This window comes from Shewanella psychrophila (assembly GCF_002005305.1).
In the GTDB taxonomy this organism is placed as follows: Bacteria; Pseudomonadota; Gammaproteobacteria; order Enterobacterales; family Shewanellaceae; genus Shewanella; species Shewanella psychrophila.
In genome coordinates this window covers 4,941,929-4,967,295 of sequence record NZ_CP014782.1, presented here as the reverse complement: position 1 = coordinate 4,967,295, position 25,367 = coordinate 4,941,929, and the positions used below count along the sequence as shown (strand labels likewise).

The following is a 25,367-nucleotide window of genomic DNA, read 5'->3' as shown; positions in this document are numbered from 1 at the left end:
CTATAAGCTGCCTTACTAGTCATTACGTATTGTTGTAATGGTTTAGCTGTGTCGATTTACCTATCGATGAATCGTCTGTGGGTATGAATACTCATCAGAATGCCAAAACCTGTCATCAGTGTGAGCATAGAGGTGCCACCATAGCTAATTAGCGGAAGAGGAACACCAACTACGGGTAAGAGGCCTGATACCATGCCAATATTAACAAAAATGTAGACGAAGAAGGTTAAAGTGATACTGCCAGCCAAGAGGCGGGCGAAACTGGTTTGTGCCCGGGATGCAATCACGAGTCCTCTACCAATGACATAGAGGTACATTATCAGTAAGAGCACGCTGCCTATCAGGCCAAACTCTTCCCCTATGACGGCAAAGATAAAGTCGGTGTGACGTTCGGGTAAAAATTCCAATTGTGATTGGGTGCCATCTAACCAGCCTTTGCCCCAGGGGCCACCTGAGCCTATGGCAATTTTAGATTGAATGATGTGATAACCAGCGCCTAGAGGATCTTTCTCAGGATCGAGTAAGGTAAGCACGCGAGTTCTCTGATAGTCATGCATCAGGAAAAACCAGAGCACAGGCAGCATGGCTAATATCCCGCCGACAAAAGTCCCGACAATTGCCCAGCTCATGCCAGATAGAAATAGCACAAAAATGCCAGATGCGGCCACAAGAATTGAAGTACCCAGATCAGGCTGTTTTGCGATTAACAAGGTAGGAACCAGTAAGATAACTCCGGCTCCGACTAAGTATCTTTTCTTTGGTGGTAGCGGATATTTACTGATATACCAAGCCATGGTGATGGGGAAGGCTAGTTTCATCAGCTCTGAGGGCTGGAACTCCATGAAACCTAGGTTGAGCCAACGCTGTGCCCCCTTATTTATTTCACCGAAGAAGTGGACCCCAAGTAATAAGGCTATTCCTGCAAGATAGATTGGGAAGGCCCAACGCCTGAATACTTCGGGATTTATCTGTGCCACGATAAACATTATTGCCAGGGATAACCCCATTCTGACTAGTTGTCTTTCCATCAGGGCTAAATCTTCACCACCGGCAGAATAGATGACGAATAAGCCGAACAGCATCAAGCTCAAAATACCGAGTAATAATGGCAAGTCTATGTGTAAGCGTTGCCAAATATTGGGGTTATGGTTTTGCGAACTCATTGAAGGGGCTCCAAGGTATCTCTTAACATATATTCATCGAGCAAGGCTTTTGCTACTGGGCCTGCATTGGCGCCACCCCAACCGGCATTTTCTAATACCACGGCGAGGACTATAGTGGGATTTTCATAAGGAGCGTAGGCTATAACGAGTGCGTTATCCCGAAAATGCTCTGCTATAGCATCTGCATCATATTTGGCATCTTCGGCAACACTAATGACCTGAGCCGTACCAGTTTTCATGGCTGCGGTGTAACCAGCATTTTTAAAGCGCTTCTTTTGCGCTGTGTCTTGCATTGCCTTATTGACGATATCCCAGTTCTCAGGGTTTTTTAGCACAATTGGTGCTAACTCGTCGATTGGAGTATCGATTTTAGAAGTGTTGTCTTTAATCGATTTAAGCAAGTGTGGTGTGAATCGGCGTCCCTTATTGGCCATAATTGCAGCTGCATTGGCGAGTTGAAGTGGGGTCGTAGTCCAGTAACCTTGTCCTATGCCCACCGAAATGGTGTCGCCAATATACCAAGGCTGGTTGTAGCGAAGACGCTTCCACTCTTTAGACGGCATGATACCTGCCGACTCCTCGAAGATATCTACCCCAGTGCGCTCGCCGAAGCCGAAGGGACCCATAAATTCGGCTATCTTATCTACACCTGTTTTATAGGCCAGATCATAGAAGTAGGTATCGCAGGAGTGAATCAAAGCGCTGGTAACATCAACCCAGCCATGGCCCCATCGCTTCCAGTCACGATATTTTCTATCTACACCAGGGATCTGCCAAAAACCCGGATCCCAGATGCGAGTCTTAGGTGTGACAGTTTTGGCCTCTAGCCCCAATAAGGCTAAGTGAGGTTTAACTGTCGATGCAGGTGCGTATTGCCCTTGGGTTGCTCGGTTAATCAGAGGTTTGGATTTTGAGCTAAGCAGTTTGTTGTAGGCCTTACTGCTGATCCCGTGAACGAACAAGTTTGGATCGTAGCTGGGGCTAGATAACAAAGCCAGTATACCGCCATCTCGCGGGTCTATGGCCACCACAGAGCCCCTGCGACCATCGAGTAGCTCCATGGCTTTTTGCTGTAACTTTAAATCTAATGTGAGGTAGATGTCCTGGCCTGGTTGTGGAGCCACAGATTTAAGCGTGCGTATGGTACGCCCACGGTTATTGACTTCTTCCTCTAAATGACCTGGTTTACCATGAAGTAGGCTCTCATAGAATTTCTCTATGCCTAGCTTACCTATATCTTTGGTTGCGGCGTAGTTTTTCCATTGTTCACTTCGGCGCAATGCCGCTTGATCACGATCGTTGATGCGGCCAACATAGCCTAGTGCATGGGTCATCAAGGAATTATATGGGTAATGTCGCTTGAGACCAGCAACCACAGAAATACCCGGGAATTTATGTTGGTTAACACTAAAAAGTGCGACTTGTTCTTCGGTTAAACGGTTCTTTAACGTGAGCGGCTTAAAGCGTCTGTGGTGCTTCAAAGACACAAGGAAATCTTCCTGCTCATCGGCTGAGATAGGGATAACTAGGCTTAATTCTCTGAGTACCTCAGGGACATCTTTTATTTTTTCAGGGATGAGCTCTAAAGAGTAAAATGGTTGGTTTTCTGCTAATAGCTTGCCATGACGGTCATAAATCAAACCACGACTCGGGGCTACTGGGACTACCCTGATACGGTTATCGTTCGAGCGAGTTGCGTAATCTTTATATGAGAGGATTTGTAGGTGATATAAGTTTGCCACCAGTATGCTTAATAAGATGACTACACAAACAAAAGTAAACAAGGCTCTTCGTTTAAAAAGCGATGCTTCAGCTGCGTGGTCATGCATCGTAATTCGCTTTCTTGGCGCCACTTACACTGTCTCCGGCTTAACAATTGGCATATAGCCTAGTCCTTAGCGAAAAAAAGCCCGGTTTACCGAACTTTAATTATTCCCTGTGATAAGGGTGATTATTATTTACGCTCCAAGCTCGATACAGACTCTCGGCGACCACAATTCGCACTAACGGATGTGGCAGAGTCAAAGCGGATAAGCACCAGCTTTGTGACGCTGCTTGCTTACAAGCTGGAGCTAGACCTTCGGGTCCGCCAATGAGTAAGCTCACATCTCTTCCATCGAGCTGCCAGCGACTAAGCTGCGAGGCTAGATCCGGTGTTGTCCAGGTCTTCCCCGGTAGATCTAAGCTGACTATGTGGTTACTCTTGGGGATAACAGCCAACATCTGCTCGCCTTCTTTATGGAGAATACGAGCTATATCGGCATTCTTACCTCTTTTCCCAGCCGGGATTTCTACCAGTTCGAGTGCCATGTCTCTGGGAAATCTACGTTGGTATTCCTGAAAGCCAGATGTGACCCAAGCTGGCATTCGCGTACCAACGGCGATTAACTGTAATTTCATTAAGCTGGTTTAGCTGACCAGAGTTTTTCAAGCTCATAGAAGTCGCGAGTCTTATCTTGCATGACGTGAAGTATCACATCACCAAGATCTACAAGTACCCACTCACTGCCTTCACGGCCTTCGACACCGATTATGCTTAAGCCTGCTCGCTTACATTCAACTACAACATTTTCGGCAATTGCCTTAACGTGAGTCTTAGACGTACCAGAACAAACCACCATGTAATCAGTCATGTTTGACTGCTCAGCTACTGCTAGGGTGACTATATCTTTGGCTTTCAAATCTTCGATCTTGTCGATCACAAATTGCTTTAGCTCGGCGCTTTCCACGCGTAATTCCTTAATAAATTTTGACAGCGCAGTAGTATAACAGGTTATCTGAGGATTGAGGATGCACTGGGGCAATTATCCTGAGGCCAGAGTCGAGGTAGGGGATTAAGCTGGTGTTTGATACAGGTTTTTTTCAGCGATAAATTTAAGTACTTGTCTGGGGACTGCATCAGACGGGCTTAACCCTTGTGACACTTGCTGTCTTATTTGGGTCGAAGAGTATGCTTGCGGGGTAATATCTACCTGGAATATCAGGCCGGATTTCTGTGATTTAAATTGGCCAAGGGTTGTTAATCTTTGTTCATATTCCTTAAAGATTGGCATGTCTGAAGTGAGTCGCCAGCCTTTTCGGGTTGATACAACAAAGTGGCATAAGTTAAATAGGGACTGCCAATGATACCAAGAGGGCAATGAAACTAAAGAATCAGTGCCTATCAAGAAAAAAAACTCGTGCTCCGGATATATCTTATTAAGCTCTTCTAGTGTTGTGAAAAGGTAAGAGGGGCCACTACGGCGGGCTTCAATATCACATAACTTAAATTCTTTATACTCTTGGCAGACCAATTCGACCATGGCGAGTCGCTGCTTAGTGTTTACCAGAGGCGAAGCTTTATGGGGAGGAATATGATTAGGCATGAGCCAGATGCTATCGAGACCAAGCAGTGACTTGATCTCGAGTGCGGGACGAATATGCCCAAAATGAATAGGATCAAATGTGCCACCCAATATCCCGATCCGCATCGTCAGCTTAGCCCCAATCGTTTAGTTGAATATGAGACAAAGCCGCATGGGCTTTAGGGTCGAACAATAAGCTCAGATGGCTCACACCTGTCCAATCTTCTATACCTTGTTGCTTAAGTTTTAACTCGATATCTGAAGCGCTGGCGAGTAAGGCTTCGATCTGCAAGAGTGAGAGTCTACTCAGGGCTGTGAGATATAAAGATTTTCGTTTATCCCATATGCGTAGCTTACCCCAGAGAGGTTGCAAAGGTTGTTGTAGCTCTTGTGCTGACTTCAACTGTAATAGAATGGTTAAGTCCTTGAAAATACCCCAGAGAATAATCGGCATGGCCACGCCTTCAGCCTTGAGCTGAGAGAGAATATGTTGAGCCTTGTCTTGATGATTATTGAGCATAGCATCAGTGAGCTGAAATACAGTAAATCGAGATTGGTCTTCAAAGTAACGGGTTAACTCTGGGCTATCTATTTTATCATTTGGGCTCAATAACTGCAGCAGCTGCAAGGATTGGTCGGCTGCGAGCAAATTTCCCTCGTAGAGACTAAATAGCATCTCTTTGGCATCACGAGTTAGACTTAGAGCAAAGTGTTGGATTCGACTATCTAGCCAACGCTGAAATTGTGCACCTTCGGGGGTCATGCAGGGAACATATATACCTTGGCTATCTAAGGTTTTAAACCATTTACTCTTAGTTTGTTCCGCTGCGAGTTTAGGTCCGGTGATAATTAATAGCACATCGGGGTTAGCCATCTGCATCAAGCTTTGAAATATCGCGCCGCCCTCGGCTCCTGGCTTGGCCTGGGGCAAAGTTAATTCGATCACTCTGCGGCTGGAAAATAGACTCATGGCTTGCCATTGTTCTATTAACTCATTCCAGTTAAAGCCGCTTTCCTGAGTAAGTTGGATCTTCTCCTCGAAGCCTTGGTTCTTGGCTTGATGATAGATCTGGCTACGACTGGTTTCGCATAGCCAAGGATCATCACCGAAGATGAGATAACATTGTTTCAGAGGGGAGAGGTTACGCAGAAGTTGATCTGGATAGACCCGCATCAAAACACCTCAAGATTAGTCAAGTGATAGATTAAACTTGGGTACAGCAATGATGCTGAAGTCAGCATCATTTTACCTCGAGGGAAGCAAGGGTCTGAATCATCTGATCCGCAGCCTGATTACGCATCTCTTTTAGCAAGAGTTCCATTTCACGGCTCTTGGCTAATGCGGTTCTGGGATCGTCGAGATAATCCCGATGAATATCCACGTCAAACTCTTGTGCTTCACTTTGAGGTAGACGCACGGCAAAGGTCACATGATAAGTCAGCTCATACTCAGCCACATTACCAGTTGGATAAAGGGAGAGTGTCGTTCTGTCTAATGAGTCATGTAAAATATGTAAGGTGGGCGTGTCATCGCTAGCATCAACTAAAGAAATGCTGTGCAGACGTAGACGCTCGCGAACCAGCCGAGTCAGCTCACTGTACTCATCTTGACTCGTGAGGTGTAGGGTCTGTAACTGCTCAGGTATCGAGTAGTTGCCCTGGAGTTTAAAGCCGCAACCAGCACTGAGCATGATGCTCAGTGCTGCTATTGCGAAACATATGCGTTTAATAAGCATAAGCTAGGCAGTATTTCCTTGTGGTAGATGGCTTAGTTAGCCACTATGTTGAGCAATTTGCCCGGTACATAGATGACTTTGCGGATGGTTTTACCTTCGGTGTGTTTTAGCACTCCTTCTTCTGCAAGACCTTGCTCTTCAACCGCTTCCTTCGTTGCATCGGCTGGAACCGTTATTTTTGCACGAAGCTTACCGTTGACCTGTACTATGATCAGCTTGCTGTCTTCGACAAGTGCTGACTCATCGGCTTTTGGCCACAAGACATCTTCGATTGCTTCTGTATTACCTAACTCATTCCATAAGCTGAAGCTGGTGTGAGGAATGATTGGGTATAACAGGCGAACCACGGCCGAGAGTGCTTCATTTAACAAAGCACGATCTTGCTCTGACTCCTGAGGTGCCTTCAGTAAACGGTTCATTAGCTCCATGATAGAGGCAATGGCTGTGTTGAACATCTGACGACGCTCAATATCGTCGGTAACCTTGACTATTGTCTTGTGCAATTCTCGACGGAGCTCTTTCTGCTTAGTATCGAGAGACTTGACATCAAGAGCGACTGTAGGCCCATTAGCGATATGGTCGTGAGCCAGTTTCCAAAGACGCTTGATGAAACGATGCGCGCCTTCGACACTAGACTCTTGCCATTCGAGAGTCAACTCAGGTGGCGCAGCAAACATCATGAATAAACGAACGGTATCTGCACCAAATTTATCGACCATCTCTTGAGGATCGATACCGTTATTCTTAGACTTAGACATTTTGCTCATGCCGGTATAGACAAGCTCGTTGCCATCGCTGTCTATAGCTTTAAGGATACGGCCTTTATCGTCAGTTTCCTGAACGGTAACATCAGATGGTGCAACCCAGACGCGTGCGCCTTTCTCATTGTTATAGTAGAAGGCATCAGCCAACACCATACCTTGAGTGAGTAGACGTTTTGCGGGTTCATCAGAATCGACTAAGCCGATATCTCTTAGTAACTTGTGGAAGAAACGGAAGTAGAGCAAATGCATACACGCATGCTCAATACCGCCGATATACTGATCAACGGGTAGCCAGTAGTTAGCCTTAGCTGGATCTAACATCTGATCTGCATGTGGGCTACAGTAGCGAGCATAGTACCAAGATGACTCCATGAAGGTGTCGAAGGTATCAGTCTCTTTGAAGGCTTCTTCACCATTGTATGTCGTCTTGGCCCACTCTTTGTCGGCTTTGATTGGGCTTTGAATCCCATCCATGACCACATCTTCCGGTAAGATGACCGGGAGTTGATCTTCCGGTGTAGGTACCACAGTGCCATCGGCAAGTGTCACCATAGGGATAGGAGCACCCCAATAGCGTTGACGGGATACACCCCAGTCACGTAGACGGAAGTTAACCTGACGCTTACCTTTGCCTTCAGCTGTTAATCTGGCATCGATGGCATCGAACGCGCCTTGGAAATCCAGTCCGTCTAGTTCAGGAAATGAGTCTCCAGAATTAAACAGCACACCTTTTTCTGTGTAGGCAACTTCACTGATATCGAGTTCGCTATCACTTGGCTTAATCACGCCTTCTATGGCTAATCCGTATTTAATGGCAAACTCATAATCACGTTGGTCATGAGCCGGTACCGACATGACGGCACCAGTGCCGTAATTCATCAGCACGAAATTGGCTGCCCAGATTGGTACTTGCTTACCTGTAAGAGGGTGAGTGGCGTAAAGCCCTGTCGCGACACCTTTCTTTTCCATGGCCGCCATGGCGGCTTCCGTTGTGTCTGCGTTTTTACACTCTTCAATGAATGCGGCAAGTTCAGGATTATTGGCTGCAGCTTTCTCTGCCAGAGGGTGGCCTGCCGCGATCGCAACATAAGTTACACCCATAACAGTATCGGGGCGGGTGGTATAAATATCGAAGCTCTCTTCGCTATCGACAACCTTGAAGGTCATCTCTATGCCTTCACTGCGACCGATCCAATTGCGTTGCATGGTCTTAACCTGCTCAGGCCACTCATCGAGTTGGTCAAGATCGGTTAGTAGTTCATCGGCATATTCGGTGATCTTGATAAACCATTGAGGGATCTCTTTTTGCTCAACAACTGTGTCACAGCGCCAGCAACAGCCATCGATAACTTGCTCGTTAGCTAGAACGGTTTCATCGTTAGGACACCAGTTGACCGAAGCGGTTTTCTTATAGACCAGGCCTTTTTCAAATAACTTGGTAAAGAACCACTGCTCCCAACGGTAGTACTCGGGTGTACAAGTCGCAATTTCACGGCTCCAGTCGTAACCGAATCCCAGCATCTTCAGCTGGTTCTTCATGTAATCGATATTTTCGTAAGTCCAAGGGGCCGGAGCAGTCTTATTTTTGATAGCCGCATTTTCAGCTGGGAGGCCAAATGAGTCCCAACCGATAGGCTGTAATACATTTTTTCCCTGTAATCGCTGGTAACGGGCTATTACGTCGCCTATTGTGTAGTTACGTACATGACCCATGTGCAGCCGGCCAGAAGGGTAAGGGAACATAGCGAGACAATAAAATTTCTCTTTGTTCTCATCTTCTGTGACTTCGAATGTTTTCTTGTCCTTCCAGTGCTGCTGCACCTTAGCTTCAATTTCTGAAGGTTGATATTGCTCTTGCATCAATATTTCCCGGCCATGGGGCCCATTATTTGATCTCGCGCACTTTATACGCGAGTTAGATCTGCATAGAATAAACTAGAAGTGAGTCATTAAAAAGGTTCGGATGAGGAGTATTTAAGATGAGTAAGAGAAGTACTGAGTTGCTATCGCTTTATGAGGCGCTATTAGCGCAAGTTAAATCTGATTATTCTGAAGATAACTCTATAACTATAAAAGAGTTATTTAGCATCGTTACTGATAGTAAAGAGTTCTTGTCTATCAAAGACAGGGCTAAGGATAATGAGCTGGCATTAGTCGAACAATTTTTAAAACGTGATATAGCGAATTTCTTGCATGAGAAAAATGATTTAGATCTGAGTCATAGTCCCACTATGATCACAGTAGAGAATACACTTTGGCATTGGTTGAGCAATATCACAGACAGAAGCCAGATCGAGTGGCATGAAGTCTTGCAAGATTTCAAACATCAAGGCCATTATCAAAGCGGTGAAATCGTCAATCAAGGTAATATGGTGTGTACTCATTGTGGTCACGAGATGAGAATCGAATTCCCAGGGGTTATTCCTGATTGTCCTCAATGTGATAAGAGCGACTTTACCCGGGAGTCATTAGCACCTTAAAGTCAGGCTGATTATATATCGATCGATATTAGACTTATTCTAGCTCGTTGCTAACAAGCAGATGACTGTTCTACTCTTTTCTTCATGATTTTCATCTATTACAGCAAGGTTTGTCGTTCAAGAGAACCTTGCTGGTATTTGATTATAATCAATTATTACCTTCTATCTCAGTGCTTAATTAAGTGCGCAGATTGTACGTCAATGTCTTACAGCTAAAACCTTGGTAACTTCGCTACATAGATGAACCTGTTCAAGGTAGGCAATTAAACAAGCTGTCTGCTACAGTTATTCACATGTTTCTATCAATTCCTATGTGAAATATGTATTAATTTTTTACATATTGTTCTACAAAGGTAGTGGTTAATTTAAAGGAAGCTGTGACAATGGAAGTCAGGAAAGTTTTTCTTGTGCTGAAACTAGAAAACAGCTTTTAAAATCACTAGCGGTATCTGTGAGGATGTATATGAAGTTTGTGCATAAAATTGTTATGGCTGCGAGTCTCATTTTGATGTTGTCACTGGCATGTTTGTCCAGTTATCAATATTTTCAGGTGAAGCAGCAAATTTACCAACAGGTATCGGGCAGTGTTGATGAGCTGGCTAGCTCCATGAGTAATAATATAGAAGCTGTTATGGCTGAAAAAAAGAGTATTACTCAATATGCAGCGTCTCTTCTGGAAACAGACTTATCTGATGAGCACTTTCTTGAAGTTCTGGATCAGCCAATTATCAAACAGCACTTTCCCTTATCGGGTATGGGGCTGGAAAGCGGGCATTTCGTCGGCAATGATCCGACCTGGAATCCTGGTTCGAGCTATGACCCAAGGCAACGCATGTGGTACCAGGAGGCAAAAAAGCAAGGTAAGTTCTTGTTTACGGCGCCCTATGCCGATGCTGCAAGTGGTGAGATATTAGTCTCAGCGGCTATGCCCTTATCTGAAAATGGTGTGTTTAAGGGGGCCTTATTCACGGATGTCAGTCTCAAGAGTTTGGCGGACATCAGTAACAGAGCTAATCTCTTCGGCGCTGGATATGCATTTATCGTTGGCAAGAAAGGTGAGTTTATTGCGTATCCGGACTCGAGTAAAAATGGACGTCCAATGAGCCAGGTTTTCGGGAGTCAGTTGGATACGACTGTGGCGAGTTCACAACTGGAGATCGATGACAAAATGAACTTGGTTATTTTCAGACCTCTATCTGGACTGGATTGGAGCCTGGGAATAGTACTGGATGAAGGGGTGATATTTGCAGCTGCCGATGATCTTCGCCGTGATGCAATCTTGTATTCACTGCTGGCATTAATTGCGGCGATTCTTCTTATGAGTGGCATCATTCGCCAATTAATGAAGCCTTTGGATATATTGAATGAAGCCATGCGAGATGTGTCTACGGGTGAAGGGGATTTGACTCGTAGGTTGACTACCGATTCAGATGTTGAGTTCGCGACTTTGGCCGGTAACTTCAATAATTTTGTGATCAAATTGCAAGATTTGATTCAGCAGGTGAAGTCCATTGGCAGTGAAGTTAGTCAAGGTACTCAAGCGACCGCCAGAGGAGCCAGTGAAGCCTTGGAAGCCATGGGGCAGCAGACACAAGAGGTTGAGCAACTTGCTACGGCAATGCATGAGATGTCGGTTACGGCTTCAGATGTCGCCAATAACGCGCAAAGCGCGGCCTATGCAGTCCAGCAAGCCGATAATGCGGTAAGTGAAGGAGTGACTGCCGTTGTGCAAACCACAGAGTCTATCGAGCATCTATCTGGTCAGATAGATGATGCGGCTAATGCAGTTAAAGAGCTTGAAGCCGATACCGTGAGTATTGAGTCTATCTTAGGTGTGATTAATGCAATAGCGGGTCAAACGAATCTTTTAGCGCTCAACGCTGCAATAGAAGCTGCTAGGGCGGGGGAGTCGGGCAGAGGTTTCGCCGTTGTCGCTGATGAAGTGCGTACTCTGGCTGCGCGGACTCAGGAATCAACATCAGAAATTAAAGAGAAAATAGAGAAACTACAAGTCGGTGTGGCTACAGTGGTAAGTGTGATGGAAGACAGTCGAGAGACAACGGTAATAACTGTTGAGAAAGCACAGGTGGCGAATGAAACTTTGAATAAGATCCGCAATAGTATCGAAGAGATCACCGACATGAATTTGCAAATAGCCAGTGCCGCTGAAGAGCAGAGTCAAGTTGCCGAAGAGATGAATCGTAATACTTCTAATATTCGAGATCTGTCGACGCAGGTCGCTAATAACTCGGAGCAAGCTAATGGGGCTATGAGCAACCAGTTGGAGCAAGTTAAGAGGCAGGAACAGTTGTTGAATCAATTTATCGTCTAGATATCCTTTAACTTGATTCAAGCTAGCACACATAAAAATACCCGCTTTTAGCGGGTATTTTTATGTGTGCTCTTAACCTAGACTTAGTTGGTTGAAGGCCAGCGTTGACGAATAATCACCAGTCCTACTAACAGGGCTGAGAATATGATGATCGGCAATTGCCCCCATTTAGAGAACCAGGTTTGACCCTTGACCAGGGGGATATCGGCGACCAGCACCCCTGTTTCAAATTGAGGTAATTGGTGAGTAATATTACCCAACTCATCGACAACGGCGGTGACACCATTGTTGGTTGCTCTTACTAGCGGGCGGCCAAGTTCGATTGAGCGCATCTGAGCAATTTCCATATGCTGCAATGGCCCGTTAGAACTGCCGAACCAGGCATCGTTAGACACAGTTAGTAGAAGCTCTGTTCCTTCATTTACGTTGGCTCTTAACTGTTCAGGAAAGGCTATCTCGTAGCAGATGGCAGGCGCTATTTGATGACCAAGTGCGTTGAGGTTTGGCTGCTGATACGCTCCTCGATTAAACGAAGACATAGGCAAGTTAAAAAGAGGTGCTAGGGGTCTTAACAGAGACTCCATAGGAACGAACTCACCAATTGGCAATAGGTGATGTTTCTTAAATTCGTTGCTGCCGTCTCCTATGTAATCTGCCTGGCTCTGGTGCTCACTGTTGTGGTTGCCGAGCACGATCAGTGAATTGTAGAAGTTATCTTGCTGGTGGCTGATAATGCCTGTGATGATGGCGCTATTATTGAGATTAGCGACTTTATTGGCATTATCGAGAAATTCAGACACCATATACTCAGGGGCTGGGATTGCGGCTTCGGGCCAGATGATGATATCCGCATCTAATAATGGACGAGAAAGATCCATGTACTTGCTCATGGTCGGCCAGAGTGCCTCGGGTTCCCATTTCATGCTTTGGGGAATATTTCCCTGTATCAGGGCCACCTTGACCGTTTTGCCATCGGGCTCGACGTTAGAAAGCATGGGCGAGAAGTAAGTAGTTAATCCCAGCAAGGGTAAAATAATAGCAGCTGGTCGCCAACGTTTTTGCAAACACAGAGCTAATACACCGGCAATTAATGCCAATACAAAGCTTAAGCCGAGAGCGCCTATGACGCTGGCTAGTGCTTTAATCGGTCCCTCGGTTTGAGAATAGCCAGCCCAGAGCCAAGGGAAGCCGGTCAACACCCAGCCTCTTAGCCATTCCGTTATAGTCCATAATGCAGGAAACAAGATGAGGTTTCTCATTATGGAAGTATTGGGTGATAATTTCTGTAGCAGATAACCTGTTAGTGCCGGGTAGAGTGCAAGATACAAGGCGAGTATTGCCATTAAGGCCATGGAAGCGATAAGTGGTATACCGCCATAAGTGGACATGCTGACATGTACCCAACTAATGCCGACGGAGAAACAGCCAAAGCCGAAGCTTAACCAGTATGTTAATCCAGCTCGGGCAGATAAGCCGCTGCTTTGATGTAGTGCGAACACTGTAGCGATAAGGTAGATCGGCCATAAGCCATAGGGAGCAAAGGCGAGTGCGGTACTGGCACCGGCAAGATATGCCAGTACCAGACGTATTTTTGAATGATGGGCAAATGCCCGAAGTTTATTCAGCATTTAAGCCTCATCATATAAAACGACCGTGTTTTGAGGTGATAGCCCTTGTTCTAAGCTATCTGCTCTTCGGCATTGGGATCGGGAAGTTTGACTCTTAGCTGAAGTAATCGGCGCGTATCGGCGCTGATAACCTTAAACTCTATGCCATCTATGATGACCTTCTCATTACGTTCAGGCAGGTGACCAAACGCATGTGAGACCAGACCACCAACGGTATCAAACTCTTCATCACTGAATTGAGTCTTAAACTCATCATTGAAGTCTTCAATCGGGGTCAGCGCCTTGATCATATAGACCTGTTTGCCCACCTTACGGATTTCTGTATCTTCGGCAGAGTCGTGGTCGAATTCATCTTCGATTTCACCGACTATCTCTTCGAGAATATCTTCGATGGTGACCAGACCCGATACTCCACCATATTCATCGACCACTATGGCCATATGATAACGTTGGGAGCGGAATTCTTTGAGGAGTACATCGACACGTTTGCTTTCGGGAACAACGACAGCAGGGCGAATAACCTGGCTTAGAGTGAAAGGCTCATCATTGTTTTTAAAGCCGTATTTGAGTAGATCTTTTGCTAGCAAGATGCCTTCAATATGATCTTTATCTTCATTTACGACGGGGAAGCGTGAATGTGCGGAACTAATAACCGTAGAAAGTAGCTCTTCTACTGTATTATCGATCTGCAGTGCGACTATTTGAGCTCTGGGCATCATGATATCCCGAACCCTTAGATCTGAGACTTCTAATACACCTTTGATCATTTCGCGTGTGTCTTCAGAGATAACCTCACGTTGCTCAGCATCGTGAATTACATCAACAAGATCATCGCGACTCTGGGGCTCGCCCTGGAATAACTGACTTACTTTCTCTAACCAGCCCTTCTTTTGGGCGTTGGTACTCGGGGGGATATCGTCACTCATAGTATTTTCCTAGCCAGATACCCTATCAAACACGATGGGTAAATAGACCAATTATTGCTCCTTGTATGGATTATTAAAACCTAATTTTTCAACTAGTTGAGTCTCTAATGACTCCATTTCTTCAGCTTCGGCATCATGAATATGATCATACCCTAGCAGATGCAGACAACCATGTACAACCATGTGAGCCCAGTGGGCTTGTAAGCTTTTGTTTTGCTGCTTCGCCTCGAGTTCTACCACAGGGGCACAGATAATGAGATCGCCTAGTAGAGGTATGTCTATCTCGGGCGGTGCCTCAAAAGGAAAAGAGAGCACATTAGTAGGCTTATTTTTTCCTCTGTAAGTGCTATTGAGCTCCTGACTCTCTGCTTCGTCGACTATTCTAATGGTTAACTCGGCTTGAGTCATGATCTCTCTGAGTGCATAGCGAACCCAAAGTTCAAAATCTTCTTGAGATGGTAATGATTCATTATCTATGGCGATTTGCAGATCGAGATCTAACTCGAGTTTTTTATGATTAAGACTCATTGACCGTGGTTTCCTGAAGCTTATATTGATTATCGTGTTTTGCTTTAGCTTGTTGAACTTGCTGCTCATGATCTTCGTAAGCTTCGACTATTCGAGCCACAACAGGGTGGCGAACCACATCCTTAGCCTGAAAGAAGTTGAAACTAACCTCCTCAACCTTACTGAGGACCTCGATAGCATGGCGCAAACCTGATTTTTGGCTCTTAGGTAGATCAATCTGAGTGATGTCGCCTGTGATAACCGCTCGTGAGTTGAATCCGATACGGGTCAAGAACATTTTCATCTGCTCTAAGGTGGTATTTTGACTCTCATCTAAGATGATGAAGGCATCATTCAGAGTGCGACCACGCATGTAGGCGAGTGGGGCGACCTCGATAATATTTTTTTCTATCAGGCGTTCGACTTTCTCGAATCCCATCATCTCGAATAGGGCATCGTAGAGAGGACGCAAGTAAGGATCCACCTTCTGGCTCAGATCTCCTGGTAGGAAACCTAACTTTTCGCCAGCCTCTACGGCGGGACGGGTAAGTAGAATACGCCGAACTTCTTGTCGTTCTAAGGCATCCACAGCAGCTGCCACAGCCAGATAGGTTTTACCTGTACCGGCAGGACCGACGCCGAAGGTGATATCGTGACGCATTATGTTGGCGACATAGTCACTCTGATTCGGGTTGCGGGGCTTGACCACACCACGCTTAGTCTTGATATAGAACTCAGCATCATCTCTGGGAGCCTCAGCCTCCAGAGCTACAGCTTCCTGTATTGCCAGATGTACCGTATCAGGCTCCAGATCCGGCGTGCTGCCTCTTATGGGCTGAGTCTCAACATAGAGAGTTTTCAGAAGATTGTTAATAGTCAGACAGTTTCTCGCTTGACCCATAATCTGAAAGTGGTTGTTTCTATAACTTATCTCAACGCCGACTCGACGTTCGAGTTGTTTGATGTTGTCATCGAAGGGTCCACATAATGATGCCAATCGGCGAGTATCAGATGGCTCGAGATAGAGGTTAAGCGTCGTTAACTTGTTAGACAAGAATGGCTCCAATTGGCAATGGTTTGGGTGTCACTATTCTTTCATTTTACGAGTACAGAACAAGAAATGCTAATGGTATTTAAGCAAATAAAAAAGGCGGCAATGAAGCCGCCTTAGTGGTTTAACTTGTTATTTTAAGGTATGTACTGTGTCACACCTAAGGCATCGTCTTTCTTATGTTTTAAAAGGATATCGGAAGGCCTTAATGAACGGCGCAGATCCATCTCGTCTTCACCGCGAATAAAGGTACCACGCAGTGAGTTTGTGTAGACATCGACAATTTCGACATCGACGAAGCTGCCTATATGCTTGGGGTCGGCCTCGAAGTTAACCACCCGACTGGTTTCGGTGCGCCCTCTGAGCTCCATTGGATTTTTGACCGAAGGGCCTTCGACCAAGATGCGCTGAACTGTGCCTAGCATCTGACGACTATAACGCATTGCCTGCTGAGTGATACGCTCCTGCAAGATAGCCAAGCGTTCTTTCTTCTCTGCCAGAGTCACATCGTCTGGTAAATCTGCAGCGGGTGTGCCTGGACGGGCACTATAGATAAAGCTAAAGCTATGATCGAAGGCGACATCTTCAATCAACTTCATTGTGTCGGAAAAATCTTGCTTAGATTCACCCGGGAAACCTATGATAAAGTCTGAGCTGATCTGTATATCCGGGCGCGCCTTACGCAGACGACGAATAATCGACTTATATTCTATAGCCATGTGACCACGTTTCATCTGGGTTAGAATATGATCTGAACCCGATTGAACCGGCAGGTGCAGGAAGCTAACCAGTTCCGGTGTATCTTCATAAACATCTATGATGTCTTGAGAGAATTCAATAGGGTGGCTAGTGGTAAATCTCAGCCTGTCGATACCATCGATAGCGGCGATATAACGCAGGAGTTCGGCAAAGGTACAGATGTCATCATCATGGGTTGCACCACGAAAAGCATTAACGTTTTGGCCCAGTAAATTGACTTCACGAACACCTTGTTCGGCAAGCTGAGCGACTTCTAAGATGACGTCATCGACGGGACGGCTCACCTCTTCACCACGTGTGTACGGCACCACGCAGAAAGAGCAATACTTACTACAGCCTTCCATTATCGAAACGAAAGCCGTCGGACCATCGGCTCTAGGCTCTGGTAGTCGATCGAATTTTTCGATTTCTGGGAAACTGATATCGATAACTGCCTTGCCACCTTGTTTGACCTGATCGACCATCTCAGGCAAACGATGCAGGGTCTGTGGGCCAAAGATGATATCGACGCATTGAGCACGTTCCTTAATCACCTTGCCCTCCTGGGAGGCAACGCAACCGCCGACGCCTATGATGAGATCCGGGTTTTTATCTTTTAATTTTTTCCAGCGCCCAAGTTGATGGAACACTTTTTCCTGAGCCTTTTCACGGATCGAACAGGTATTTAGTAACAGTACATCGGCTTCTTCAGCGTCGTCTGTCAGGGTGTAACCCTTATATTCGTCCATTAGGTCGGCCATCTTGGATGAGTCATACTCATTCATCTGACAGCCCCAGGTTTTTATATGGAGTTTCTTGCTCATCAGTTTATGTCACTCTTGGAACCACGGGAAAAACAGCGCGACATTTTACCTCTTGAGCACGTCACTGGCTAGCTTTTGGTCATGTTTATTCAAAAATACTGTGGACTGTAAGTTTTATCTTGCCAGGTATTGTGTGTATTTGTTGCTTTCCAAGCGGAGCTATCTGCCTGCATTTGTCTTTGTATTGACTGAGCCATCTGCAGTGAACCTGCCCGAGCCTGAGTGTAAATGTCGGCCTGGATCTGCACTCTGAAATATGCCAGCAGTTCCGTCGTATATTGATATAGGGCATAATCCATAGGTGCACGATAGGTTACAGTGATGACTTCTATTGTGCCGTTATTTATAGCTGGGGTCGACGGCGCAGCTATCGCCATGTTTGGTAACAGGCTAGTACTGACAAATATAGAAGCAGTTATAAAGGCTGTGATAAATTTCATAATATTCTCACTCAATCCATTGGCTTAGTTTTCAAGACTGAGTGTAAGACAGGAGTTCGTGTGATAAGCGTACGGTTTGTAAGCAGGTGTGAGTAGTTCGCCTATAGCAACATTTGCATACTCATCTGAGAATTTTGAAATGATTATGGGTTATCTGTTGGCAGTAAATTAGAATGAATTAATAGAACGTCGTTATTTGATGTGTAGGAGTCTTGGTGAGTCAATCTCAAACTGAAATTACAACAATGGATGTCGTTATCCTAGGTGGAGGCATGATCGGTGCTGCAACGGCCATAGGTTTAGCTCAGCTAGGCTTGAGTGTGACCGTGATTGAAGCGTTCCGACCTGAGACCTATAGCAGTGAGCAGGCAATAGATTTGAGAGTCTCCGCCGTCAGTGTCGCAACTGAGACCTTGCTGGATCGTCTTGGTGCACTGGAAAGTTTGGCTCAGATGCGAAGAGCGCCATATTTAGGCCTAGAAACCTGGGAGATAGAGGGATGTATCACACGTTTTCATGCCGATTGCGTCGGTGCTTCTCATCTAGGGCATATTGTCGAGAACCGTTTGATACAGCTGGCCTTGTGGGAACAGTTCGAGTCCTTCGATAACCTTGAGCTAGTTTGCCCAAGAAGTGTCGATAGCTTTAGTCGATCTAAGCATGGTGTTTGTGTGACTTTAGACGATGGTCTGCGGCTGGAAACTAAGCTTTTAGTTGGCGCTGATGGAGCCAACTCACAGGTTCGAACTTGGGCCGGGATCGGCTTAACAGGCTGGGATTATGCTCAGTCGGCTATGTTGATTAATATCGAGACGGCGACGGCACAGCAAGATGTTACTTGGCAACAGTTTACGCCCCAAGGGCCCAGATCTCTGTTACCACTGCCGGGCAATAATGCTTCTTTAGTCTGGTATGATGATGCGAGTCGAATAGCTCAGCTATCACAATTGAGTAATACAGCGTTAGCTCAGCAGATTAAGATGCATTTTCCTGAGCGGTTGGACAGGCAGTTTAAAGTATTGAATAAAGGCAGTTTTAAGTTGACCCGACGCCATGCCCAATCTTATTTTGCTGATAATTTGGTTATATTAGGTGATGCCGCTCACACCATAAACCCCCTGGCAGGACAAGGGGTCAATATTGGCTTCAAAGATGTCGATGCATTGATCTCGGTGATTTCGGATAAGCTGAGTCGACAAGAGTCTTGGTGGGGGACTACTGCATTGAGTGAGTACCAATCTCGCCGTTACCGAGATAATCAACTGATGATGTCGGCGATGGATCTGTTTTATGCTGGATTCAGCAATGAGTTACTACCACTAAAAGTACTGCGAAATGCTGCGCTTAAGCTTGCGGACATAGACTCGCCAATTAAGAAGCAAGTGCTCAAATATGCCATGGGGTTGTAACTAAGTTTTAAGACTTGACTCTATTTATCCTCGGGCCTTAGCGCCCGTTTGGCACATCTGCAAGTTTCTCAACTAAATCAATTTTGCTTATAATTTGTTGCGCCGTGGATTGAGTGTTAAAATGCCGCGTTTTTATTTACGCGTGACGTTTGGCTGGCATCTATTGTACGGCGGATGTGCGCCTCGTATTAAAGAATGGGCTAAATGAGTAACATAAAACTAATTGTAGGGCTCGCTAATCCTGGTGAAAAGTATGCACAGACCCGACATAATACTGGGGCTTGGTACGTACAAGAACTCGCTAGAATATGCGGTGCGACTCTGAACGCCGATAGCAAGTATTATGGTTTAACTGCAAGAGTTAACCTGCATGGTAAAGATGTTCGTTTATTGATCCCGAGTACGTTTATGAATCTCAGTGGTAAGTCTGTCGGTGCAATGGCGAATTTCTTTCGTATCCAAGCCGATGAGATCTTAGTAGCTCATGATGAACTCGATATGCAGCCTGGAGTTGCCAAGTTTAAACTGGGTGGCGGACATGGTGGCCATAACGGTTTAAAAGACATCATCGCCAGTCTTGGGAATGATAAAGGTTTCTATCGATTACGAATAGGCATAGGTCATCCAGGTGATAGAAACCAAGTCAGTAATTATGTATTGGGCAAGGCTCCGGCAGTTGAGCAGACTCAGATTGAAACCGTGATCGATGAGGCTGTACGTTCCACCGAGTTATTGTTTACTGAAGACATGGCTAAAGCCATGAATAGGTTACACACCTTTAAAGCATAGAAGGTGTATTTGTTTAAGTCTTAAACCGCATTGGTTTATAGCAAAAAATTTGATGAAGTGACGCTTGGTGACTTCTTAAGAACTTAACTGGCAGTATGACTGTTAGTTTACTATTGATATTAAAGGTAAAGATATGGGTTTTAAATGTGGCATCGTAGGCCTGCCAAACGTAGGTAAATCAACGTTATTTAATGCGTTAACTAAAGCGGGCATCGAAGCGTCCAACTTTCCGTTTTGTACGATTGAACCCAATACAGGTGTTGTGCCTGTACCCGATGCTCGTCTCGATGCCTTGGCCGAGATCGTTAATCCTGAGCGTGTAATACCGACAACGATGGAGTTTGTAGATATTGCAGGTCTGGTTGCTGGTGCATCTAAAGGTGAAGGGTTGGGAAATAAATTCCTGGCTAATATTCGTGAAACAGATGCCATTGGTCACGTTGTGCGTTGTTTCGAAGATGAGAATATAGTGCATGTGGCTAATAAAATCTCACCAGCTGAAGATATCGAAGTGATCAACACTGAACTTGCTTTGGCGGATCTTGATTCATGTGAGCGTGCAATTCACCGTCAGGCGAAGCGTGCTAAAGGTGGTGATCAAGAGGCTAAGTTTGAAGTCTCTGTGCTAGAGAAGATGCTTGCCCCTTTAAACGAAGGGTTAATGCTACGTTCTTTAGATTTATCGGTCGAAGAGAAAGCCGCTGTTGCTTACCTGAATTTCTTGACGTTAAAGCCTACCATGTATATTGCGAACGTGGCCGATGATGGTTTTGAAAACAATCCGCATCTGGATACCGTGCGTGAAATAGCATCGAAAGAGAATGCTGTTGTCGTTGCTGTATGTGCCGCGATTGAATCAGAGCTGGGAGAGATGGAAGCTGAAGATCGCGCAGAGTTCATGGCAGATCTTGGTCTGGAAGAGCCTGGATTAGACCGCGTTATTCGTGCCGGTTACGATTTACTAACGCTACAAACTTATTTTACCGCAGGTGTTAAAGAGGTTCGTGCCTGGACTGTAGCCATAGGTGCGACGGCACCACAAGCAGCAGGTGTGATTCATACCGATTTTGAACGTGGTTTCATTAGGGCTCAAGTCATGGCCTATGACGACTTCATCACCTATAAAGGTGAGGCCGGTGCTAAAGAAGCGGGTAAGCTAAAGGTTGAAGGAAAATCATACATAGTGAAAGATGGCGATGTAATGCATTTCCTCTTTAACGTATAAGCGTTTGAAGCAAATGTTCATTGCCATATTTGGGGGATGAAACTTAATTTCATGGTCTAGTTGGTGATGTAATAAAGGCTCAATGGTATGAATTGAGCCTTTTTGCACTTTGAAAGAAGCAGAATTTAGGGGCTGTTCGCTATCCCGATTGCGTTTAAGAGGTTATATTTGTGCATCTGGCGCTCAGTTTGGTGAAGTAATAGCCGAACAGTAGAATTAGTTTAAATTAGCGAAAAAAGCGGTTGACCTCAATACGCTGAATAAGCATAATACGCCCCGTTCCTCACCAAGAGGAGCAGGTATACAGTGGCAATATAGCTCAGCTGGTTAGAGCACAGCATTCATAATGCTGGGGTCGCAGGTTCAAGTCCCGCTATTGCTACCATCTTTTCAGGATGTAAAATTGGAGCATGTGCGAGAGTGGTGGAGTGCTGTTGATATTAGGCGCGCATCTTTACTTTCTACATCATCCTTAATCAGGATGTAAATCTAGATGCAGTGCGGGAGTGGTGGAATTGGTAGACACGCCAGATTTAGGTTCTGGTGCCGTAAGGTGTGAGAGTTCAAGTCTCTCTTCCCGTACCATTTATATTGAATAATAGGGTTTCCTGTTATTCGAAACGAGTTTTGATTGGGGTATCGCCAAGCGGTAAGGCACCGGGTTTTGATCTCGGCATTCCCAGGTTCGAATCCTGGTACCCCAGCCATTTTTTCTCGTTTCAATAATCTAAAAGATTATTGGGGTATCGCCAAGCGGTAAGGCACCGGGTTTTGATCTCGGCATCCCCAGGTTCGAATCCTGGTACCCCAGCCATTTTTATTACGTTGATAACGTATTGATTGGTTTATGTGGCAATATAGCTCAGCTGGTTAGAGCACAGCATTCATAATGCTGGGGTCGCAGGTTCAAGTCCCGCTATTGCTACCATCTTTCTCTAGATGTAAAATTTGAGGTTGTGAATTGTAGATTCTAGGAGCTTAGGTTCAAGTCTCATTATTCACTACCATCTTTCTCTAGATGTAAAACTTGAGGCAGTGCGGGAGTGGTGGAATTGGTAGACACGCCAGATTTAGGTTCTGGTGCCGTAAGGTGTGAGAGTTCAAGTCTCTCTTCCCGTACCATTTATAAAGATACAGGCTTAGTTTGACTGAGTCGGTAACTTAGCAAGAAATTTGTTGGGGTATCGCCAAGCGGTAAGGCACCGGGTTTTGATCTCGGCATCCCCAGGTTCGAATCCTGGTACCCCAGCCACTTTTTACATCTGCTCAAGATGAAAAACTAGAGGCAGTACTAAGCAAGTGTTATATTTAATTATAATCATTTGTTTTACTGATGCAGTGCGGGAGTGGTGGAATTGGTAGACACGCCAGATTTAGGTTCTGGTGCCGTAAGGTGTGAGAGTTCAAGTCTCTCTTCCCGTACCATTTTAAAACAGATATGTTCTCTGTTTTCATCCTAATAAGATGTAAAACTAGAATCATCTCTTCTAGATGTAAACTTGAAGCAGTGCGGGAGTGGTGGTGTTGATATTAGACACGCCAGATTTAATTCTTGGCATATCATCTTAATCAGGATGCAAAACTGATGCAGTGCGGGAGTGGTGGAATTGGTAGACACGCCAGATTTAGGTTCTGGTGCCGTAAGGTGTGAGAGTTCAAGTCTCTCTTCCCGTACCATTTATTAAAATGAAAAAGCCTGTCTTTACGACAGGCTTTTTTGTGTCTGAAATTTACTGATAACCTTATCGCATCACTTGCTGCTTGATATCGATATCAAGATATAGTTGGGGAGACTGCTGATATAGCGCCTCTAGGTTTACAGACATTAGCTTAAGATGTGCTCTGGTTTAAAGATGCTCTCACTTAAAAATGCTTAGGTTTAAAGGTGATTGTCTTATAGAGGCGGTAAGTACGTCAGACTTAGCTTCTGCACTGTTACTGTATAAAAAGGTCACAAACAGGGATTGTGAGCCCTACAATGCCGATATAAATCGATAATCCTAGAGTCTATTGGATCTGCCCGCCTCATACTTCTATCGATACATACAGAAGGTTAATAAGATGTAAGAGTATATCTTTTATGGCACAATCTCATTGAAACTAAATAGGAGGTTATTTTGAAAGGGATATTTATTGTTTTTCTCTGTTTAATGGGAACGTCTGCTTATTCATATGCAGCACCAAGCGAGTTAGTTATCGACTCGAAGGTAAAACCTAAATCATATGAGCGCTATATTCGAGCGGTTCATAAAGAAATTCCAGCATCTAAAAACATCAAACTCACCCGCTTTGCGATAATTGAAGGCATGCTAAACACAAAAGGCATTGCCTGGGTCTTCGAGGGGGATGGGGATGGCTATATTTTAGCTAGGTTCGATTATAGAGGCGACACCAATGTGATGCGTATCGAATACGATGACAAGTTTGTTCAGCTTAAATATCATGCTGCATTGGGGGATTATATTTGTGAGAATAACCTAGACGATATCTGTTATAAGAACAGCCGTGGTTATTATAACTATATAAAAAATCTACGAAATAGCATTAAGCGTGAACTGGCTAAGGGGTAAGCGATGAAGGTTAAAATATCGATCATTCTCATTTTATTGTTCAGTATCTCTTCTCAAGCATATGAGCTTAAATTTTACGCTAACCCTGTGCCATTTTCCCCATATGTTGAAGATATCGATGGATTACTTGAGTCTGCTGTAAGTCATAATCATTGGACGTATCGTGTCGAGGAAGGCAGACGCTATGCTTATTTAGATTATAAGTCCTATCGCATCGAAGTTGAGCTGCTTGTTGAAAAAGGTGGGGTATCCATTGTTCCGCTTTCGGTAGTTCGTCCAGAGTGTAAAAGAAAGTGCAGTATAGATCAGGATAAAGTCGACGGCTGGTTAGTCGGTATGCGCAGGCATATAGCACTTGCTGTGACTAAAGTACTCAGAGAAGATGCCCTGAAGCAGATCTCGCTCTAATACTTTCAACTGTTAGGTACAAAAAAGGCACTCATTGAGTGCCTTTAATTATTTACAGCCAAATACGAACTAGTGCTTAAACATCGCAGAGATTGACTCTTCATTACTAACACGACGGATAGCCTCGGCCATAACCGTAGACATAGATAATTGAGTAACTTTATCCAGTGCCTTAATATCCTTGTTTAAGGGAATTGTATCGGTAACGATAACTTCATCGATGACAGACTCGGCGATATTCTTAGCCGCATTACCCGAAAATACAGGGTGAGTGGCGTAAGCAAATACACGGTTAGCGCCATGCTCTTTTAGGGCTTCGGCTGCCTTACACAGAGTTCCGCCAGTGTCGATCATGTCATCAACAATGATACAGTCACGACCTTGAACGTCACCAATAATGTGCATTACCTGAGCTACGTTAGCCTGTGGACGGCGTTTATCGATAATAGCAAGATCAGAATCATCTAGTAATTTAGCAACTGCGCGGGCACGAACGACACCACCGATATCCGGAGAAACAACTACTGGGTTATCAAGATTCTTCGATAGCATATCTTCTAGTAACACAGGGCTACCAAATACGTTATCGACAGGAACATCGAAGAAGCCCTGGATCTGTTCAGCATGCAGGTCACAAGTCAAGACACGGTCAACACCTACACTTGATAGGAAGTCTGCGACCACTTTGGCTGTGATAGGTACTCGAGCGCTACGTACGCGTCTATCTTGACGAGCGTAACCGAAGTAAGGGATCACTGCGGTAATACGTCCGGCCGATGCACGACGTAATGCATCAACCATTACGATAAGTTCCATCAAGTTATCGTTGGTTGGAGCACATGTAGATTGAATGATAAAGACATCCGCACCACGTACATTTTCGTTTATCTGGACACTGATTTCCCCGTCGCTGAACACGCCTACTGCTGCGTCTCCGAGTTTGCAGAATAGACGATCGGCTATCTTCTTAGCGAGAGCAGGTGTTGCGTTACCAGCAAAAAGTTTAATGTCAGGCACTGTATGAACCTCAGGC

General features: G+C 45.1%; 22 protein-coding genes and 9 tRNA genes. 16 read left to right on the top strand and 15 right to left on the bottom strand.

Translation table 11 applies throughout. The features are described 5' to 3' along the window. Positions 1-56: 56 nt before the first annotated feature. From rodA to leuS, 8 genes are all read right to left on the bottom strand, one after another. A complete protein-coding gene (rodA, locus tag sps_RS21580; protein WP_077754376.1) occupies positions 57-1,163 on the bottom strand; it encodes a rod shape-determining protein RodA in 1,107 nt (368 codons plus the stop codon). Continuing rightward, positions 1,160-3,016, bottom strand: coding sequence for a penicillin-binding protein 2 (gene mrdA / locus sps_RS21575; RefSeq protein ID WP_077754375.1), 1,857 nt, complete (start codon positions 3,014-3,016; stop codon positions 1,160-1,162). Before mrdA ends, rodA begins: the two co-directional genes overlap by 4 nt. Positions 3,017-3,092: 76 nt before the next feature. Beyond that, positions 3,093-3,563 (bottom strand): 23S rRNA (pseudouridine(1915)-N(3))-methyltransferase RlmH, encoded by a 471-nt coding sequence (gene rlmH, locus sps_RS21570; protein WP_077754374.1) that lies wholly within the window; start codon positions 3,561-3,563, stop codon positions 3,093-3,095. Beyond that, entirely contained in the window at positions 3,563-3,892 is a 330-nt protein-coding gene (gene rsfS, locus sps_RS21565; RefSeq protein ID WP_077754373.1) for a ribosome silencing factor, read from the bottom strand. Before rsfS ends, rlmH begins: the two co-directional genes overlap by 1 nt. Before the next feature lie 105 nt (positions 3,893-3,997). Continuing rightward, a complete protein-coding gene (gene nadD, locus sps_RS21560; RefSeq protein ID WP_077754372.1) occupies positions 3,998-4,633 on the bottom strand; it encodes a nicotinate-nucleotide adenylyltransferase in 636 nt (211 codons plus the stop codon). Positions 4,634-4,640: 7 nt separating this feature from the next. Next, complete coding sequence (gene holA / locus sps_RS21555; protein WP_077754371.1) at positions 4,641-5,681, bottom strand: DNA polymerase III subunit delta; 1,041 nt, start codon at positions 5,679-5,681, stop codon at positions 4,641-4,643. 67 nt (positions 5,682-5,748) lie between these two features. Continuing rightward, entirely contained in the window at positions 5,749-6,243 is a 495-nt protein-coding gene (locus sps_RS21550; RefSeq protein ID WP_077754370.1) for an LPS-assembly lipoprotein LptE, read from the bottom strand. A gap of 32 nt (positions 6,244-6,275) precedes the next feature. Continuing rightward, a complete protein-coding gene (leuS, locus tag sps_RS21545; RefSeq protein ID WP_077754369.1) occupies positions 6,276-8,867 on the bottom strand; it encodes a leucine--tRNA ligase in 2,592 nt (863 codons plus the stop codon). A gap of 119 nt (positions 8,868-8,986) precedes the next feature. Between leuS and sps_RS21540 the strand changes: the two genes are divergently transcribed. Both sps_RS21540 and sps_RS21535 read left to right on the top strand, forming a co-directional pair. Next, positions 8,987-9,487: a zinc ribbon-containing protein gene (locus sps_RS21540; protein WP_077754368.1), complete on the top strand. Its 501-nt coding sequence runs from the start codon at positions 8,987-8,989 to the stop codon at positions 9,485-9,487. Positions 9,488-9,950: 463 nt separating this feature from the next. Next, the gene (locus sps_RS21535; protein ID WP_077754367.1) at positions 9,951-11,819 is read left to right on the top strand and encodes a methyl-accepting chemotaxis protein; all 1,869 of its coding nucleotides are present in this window, start codon (positions 9,951-9,953) and stop codon (positions 11,817-11,819) included. Positions 11,820-11,902: 83 nt separating this feature from the next. On the opposite strand, the gene lnt is transcribed toward sps_RS21535, so the two are convergent. The 6 genes from lnt to sps_RS21505 form a co-directional block, all read right to left on the bottom strand. Next, positions 11,903-13,447 (bottom strand): apolipoprotein N-acyltransferase, encoded by a 1,545-nt coding sequence (gene lnt / locus sps_RS21530; RefSeq protein ID WP_077754366.1) that lies wholly within the window; start codon positions 13,445-13,447, stop codon positions 11,903-11,905. 50 nt (positions 13,448-13,497) lie between these two features. Beyond that, positions 13,498-14,373: a CNNM family magnesium/cobalt transport protein CorC gene (corC, locus tag sps_RS21525; protein ID WP_077754365.1), complete on the bottom strand. Its 876-nt coding sequence runs from the start codon at positions 14,371-14,373 to the stop codon at positions 13,498-13,500. 51 nt (positions 14,374-14,424) lie between these two features. Further along, complete coding sequence (gene ybeY, locus sps_RS21520; RefSeq protein WP_077754364.1) at positions 14,425-14,901, bottom strand: rRNA maturation RNase YbeY; 477 nt, start codon at positions 14,899-14,901, stop codon at positions 14,425-14,427. After that, on the bottom strand, positions 14,891-15,934 hold the full coding sequence (locus sps_RS21515; RefSeq protein WP_077754363.1) for a PhoH family protein: 1,044 nt from the start codon (positions 15,932-15,934) through the stop codon (positions 14,891-14,893). The genes ybeY and sps_RS21515 overlap by 11 nt, the downstream gene beginning before the upstream one ends. 134 nt (positions 15,935-16,068) lie before the next feature. Then, positions 16,069-17,493 carry a tRNA (N6-isopentenyl adenosine(37)-C2)-methylthiotransferase MiaB gene (miaB, locus tag sps_RS21510; protein ID WP_077754362.1) on the bottom strand — a complete coding sequence of 475 codons (1,425 nt, stop codon included), beginning with the start codon at positions 17,491-17,493 and terminating at the stop codon, positions 16,069-16,071. A gap of 89 nt (positions 17,494-17,582) precedes the next feature. Then, the gene (locus sps_RS21505; RefSeq protein ID WP_149027329.1) at positions 17,583-17,933 is read right to left on the bottom strand and encodes a hypothetical protein; all 351 of its coding nucleotides are present in this window, start codon (positions 17,931-17,933) and stop codon (positions 17,583-17,585) included. Positions 17,934-18,178: 245 nt separating this feature from the next. On the opposite strand from sps_RS21505, the gene sps_RS21500 reads away from it, so the two are divergent. The 14 genes from sps_RS21500 to sps_RS21435 all read left to right on the top strand — a co-directional run bounded on the left by sps_RS21500 (position 18,179) and on the right by sps_RS21435 (position 24,334). Then, positions 18,179-19,342 (top strand): FAD-dependent oxidoreductase, encoded by a 1,164-nt coding sequence (locus sps_RS21500; protein WP_237158139.1) that lies wholly within the window; start codon positions 18,179-18,181, stop codon positions 19,340-19,342. A gap of 204 nt (positions 19,343-19,546) precedes the next feature. Next, on the top strand, positions 19,547-20,131 hold the full coding sequence (gene pth / locus sps_RS21495) for an aminoacyl-tRNA hydrolase (protein ID WP_077754360.1): 585 nt from the start codon (positions 19,547-19,549) through the stop codon (positions 20,129-20,131). A gap of 133 nt (positions 20,132-20,264) precedes the next feature. Continuing rightward, on the top strand, positions 20,265-21,356 hold the full coding sequence (ychF, locus tag sps_RS21490; protein WP_077754359.1) for a redox-regulated ATPase YchF: 1,092 nt from the start codon (positions 20,265-20,267) through the stop codon (positions 21,354-21,356). A gap of 308 nt (positions 21,357-21,664) precedes the next feature. Further along, positions 21,665-21,741: transfer RNA gene (locus sps_RS21485), tRNA-Met, on the top strand. 115 nt (positions 21,742-21,856) lie between these two features. Further along, positions 21,857-21,941: transfer RNA gene (locus tag sps_RS21480), tRNA-Leu, on the top strand. 47 nt (positions 21,942-21,988) lie between these two features. Then, positions 21,989-22,063 (top strand) — tRNA-Gln (locus tag sps_RS21475). A 32-nt stretch (positions 22,064-22,095) separates the two neighbouring features. After that, a tRNA-Gln gene (locus sps_RS21470) sits at positions 22,096-22,170 on the top strand. 37 nt (positions 22,171-22,207) lie between these two features. Next, a tRNA-Met gene (locus sps_RS21465) sits at positions 22,208-22,284 on the top strand. A gap of 109 nt (positions 22,285-22,393) precedes the next feature. Continuing rightward, positions 22,394-22,478, top strand: a tRNA-Leu gene (locus sps_RS21460). 55 nt (positions 22,479-22,533) lie between these two features. After that, a tRNA-Gln gene (locus tag sps_RS21455) sits at positions 22,534-22,608 on the top strand. Positions 22,609-22,696: 88 nt separating this feature from the next. Continuing rightward, a tRNA-Leu gene (locus tag sps_RS21450) sits at positions 22,697-22,781 on the top strand. Positions 22,782-22,948: 167 nt separating this feature from the next. Next, positions 22,949-23,033, top strand: a tRNA-Leu gene (locus tag sps_RS21445). 440 nt (positions 23,034-23,473) lie between these two features. Next, on the top strand, positions 23,474-23,926 hold the full coding sequence (locus sps_RS21440; protein WP_237157903.1) for a hypothetical protein: 453 nt from the start codon (positions 23,474-23,476) through the stop codon (positions 23,924-23,926). Between the two features lie 3 nt (positions 23,927-23,929). Continuing rightward, a complete protein-coding gene (locus sps_RS21435) occupies positions 23,930-24,334 on the top strand; it encodes a hypothetical protein (protein ID WP_077754358.1) in 405 nt (134 codons plus the stop codon). 69 nt (positions 24,335-24,403) lie between these two features. Here the strand turns inward: sps_RS21435 and sps_RS21430 are convergent, their stop codons facing one another. Further along, the gene (locus sps_RS21430) at positions 24,404-25,351 is read right to left on the bottom strand and encodes a ribose-phosphate pyrophosphokinase (protein ID WP_077755808.1); all 948 of its coding nucleotides are present in this window, start codon (positions 25,349-25,351) and stop codon (positions 24,404-24,406) included. Between the last annotated feature and the right edge of the window lie 16 nt (positions 25,352-25,367).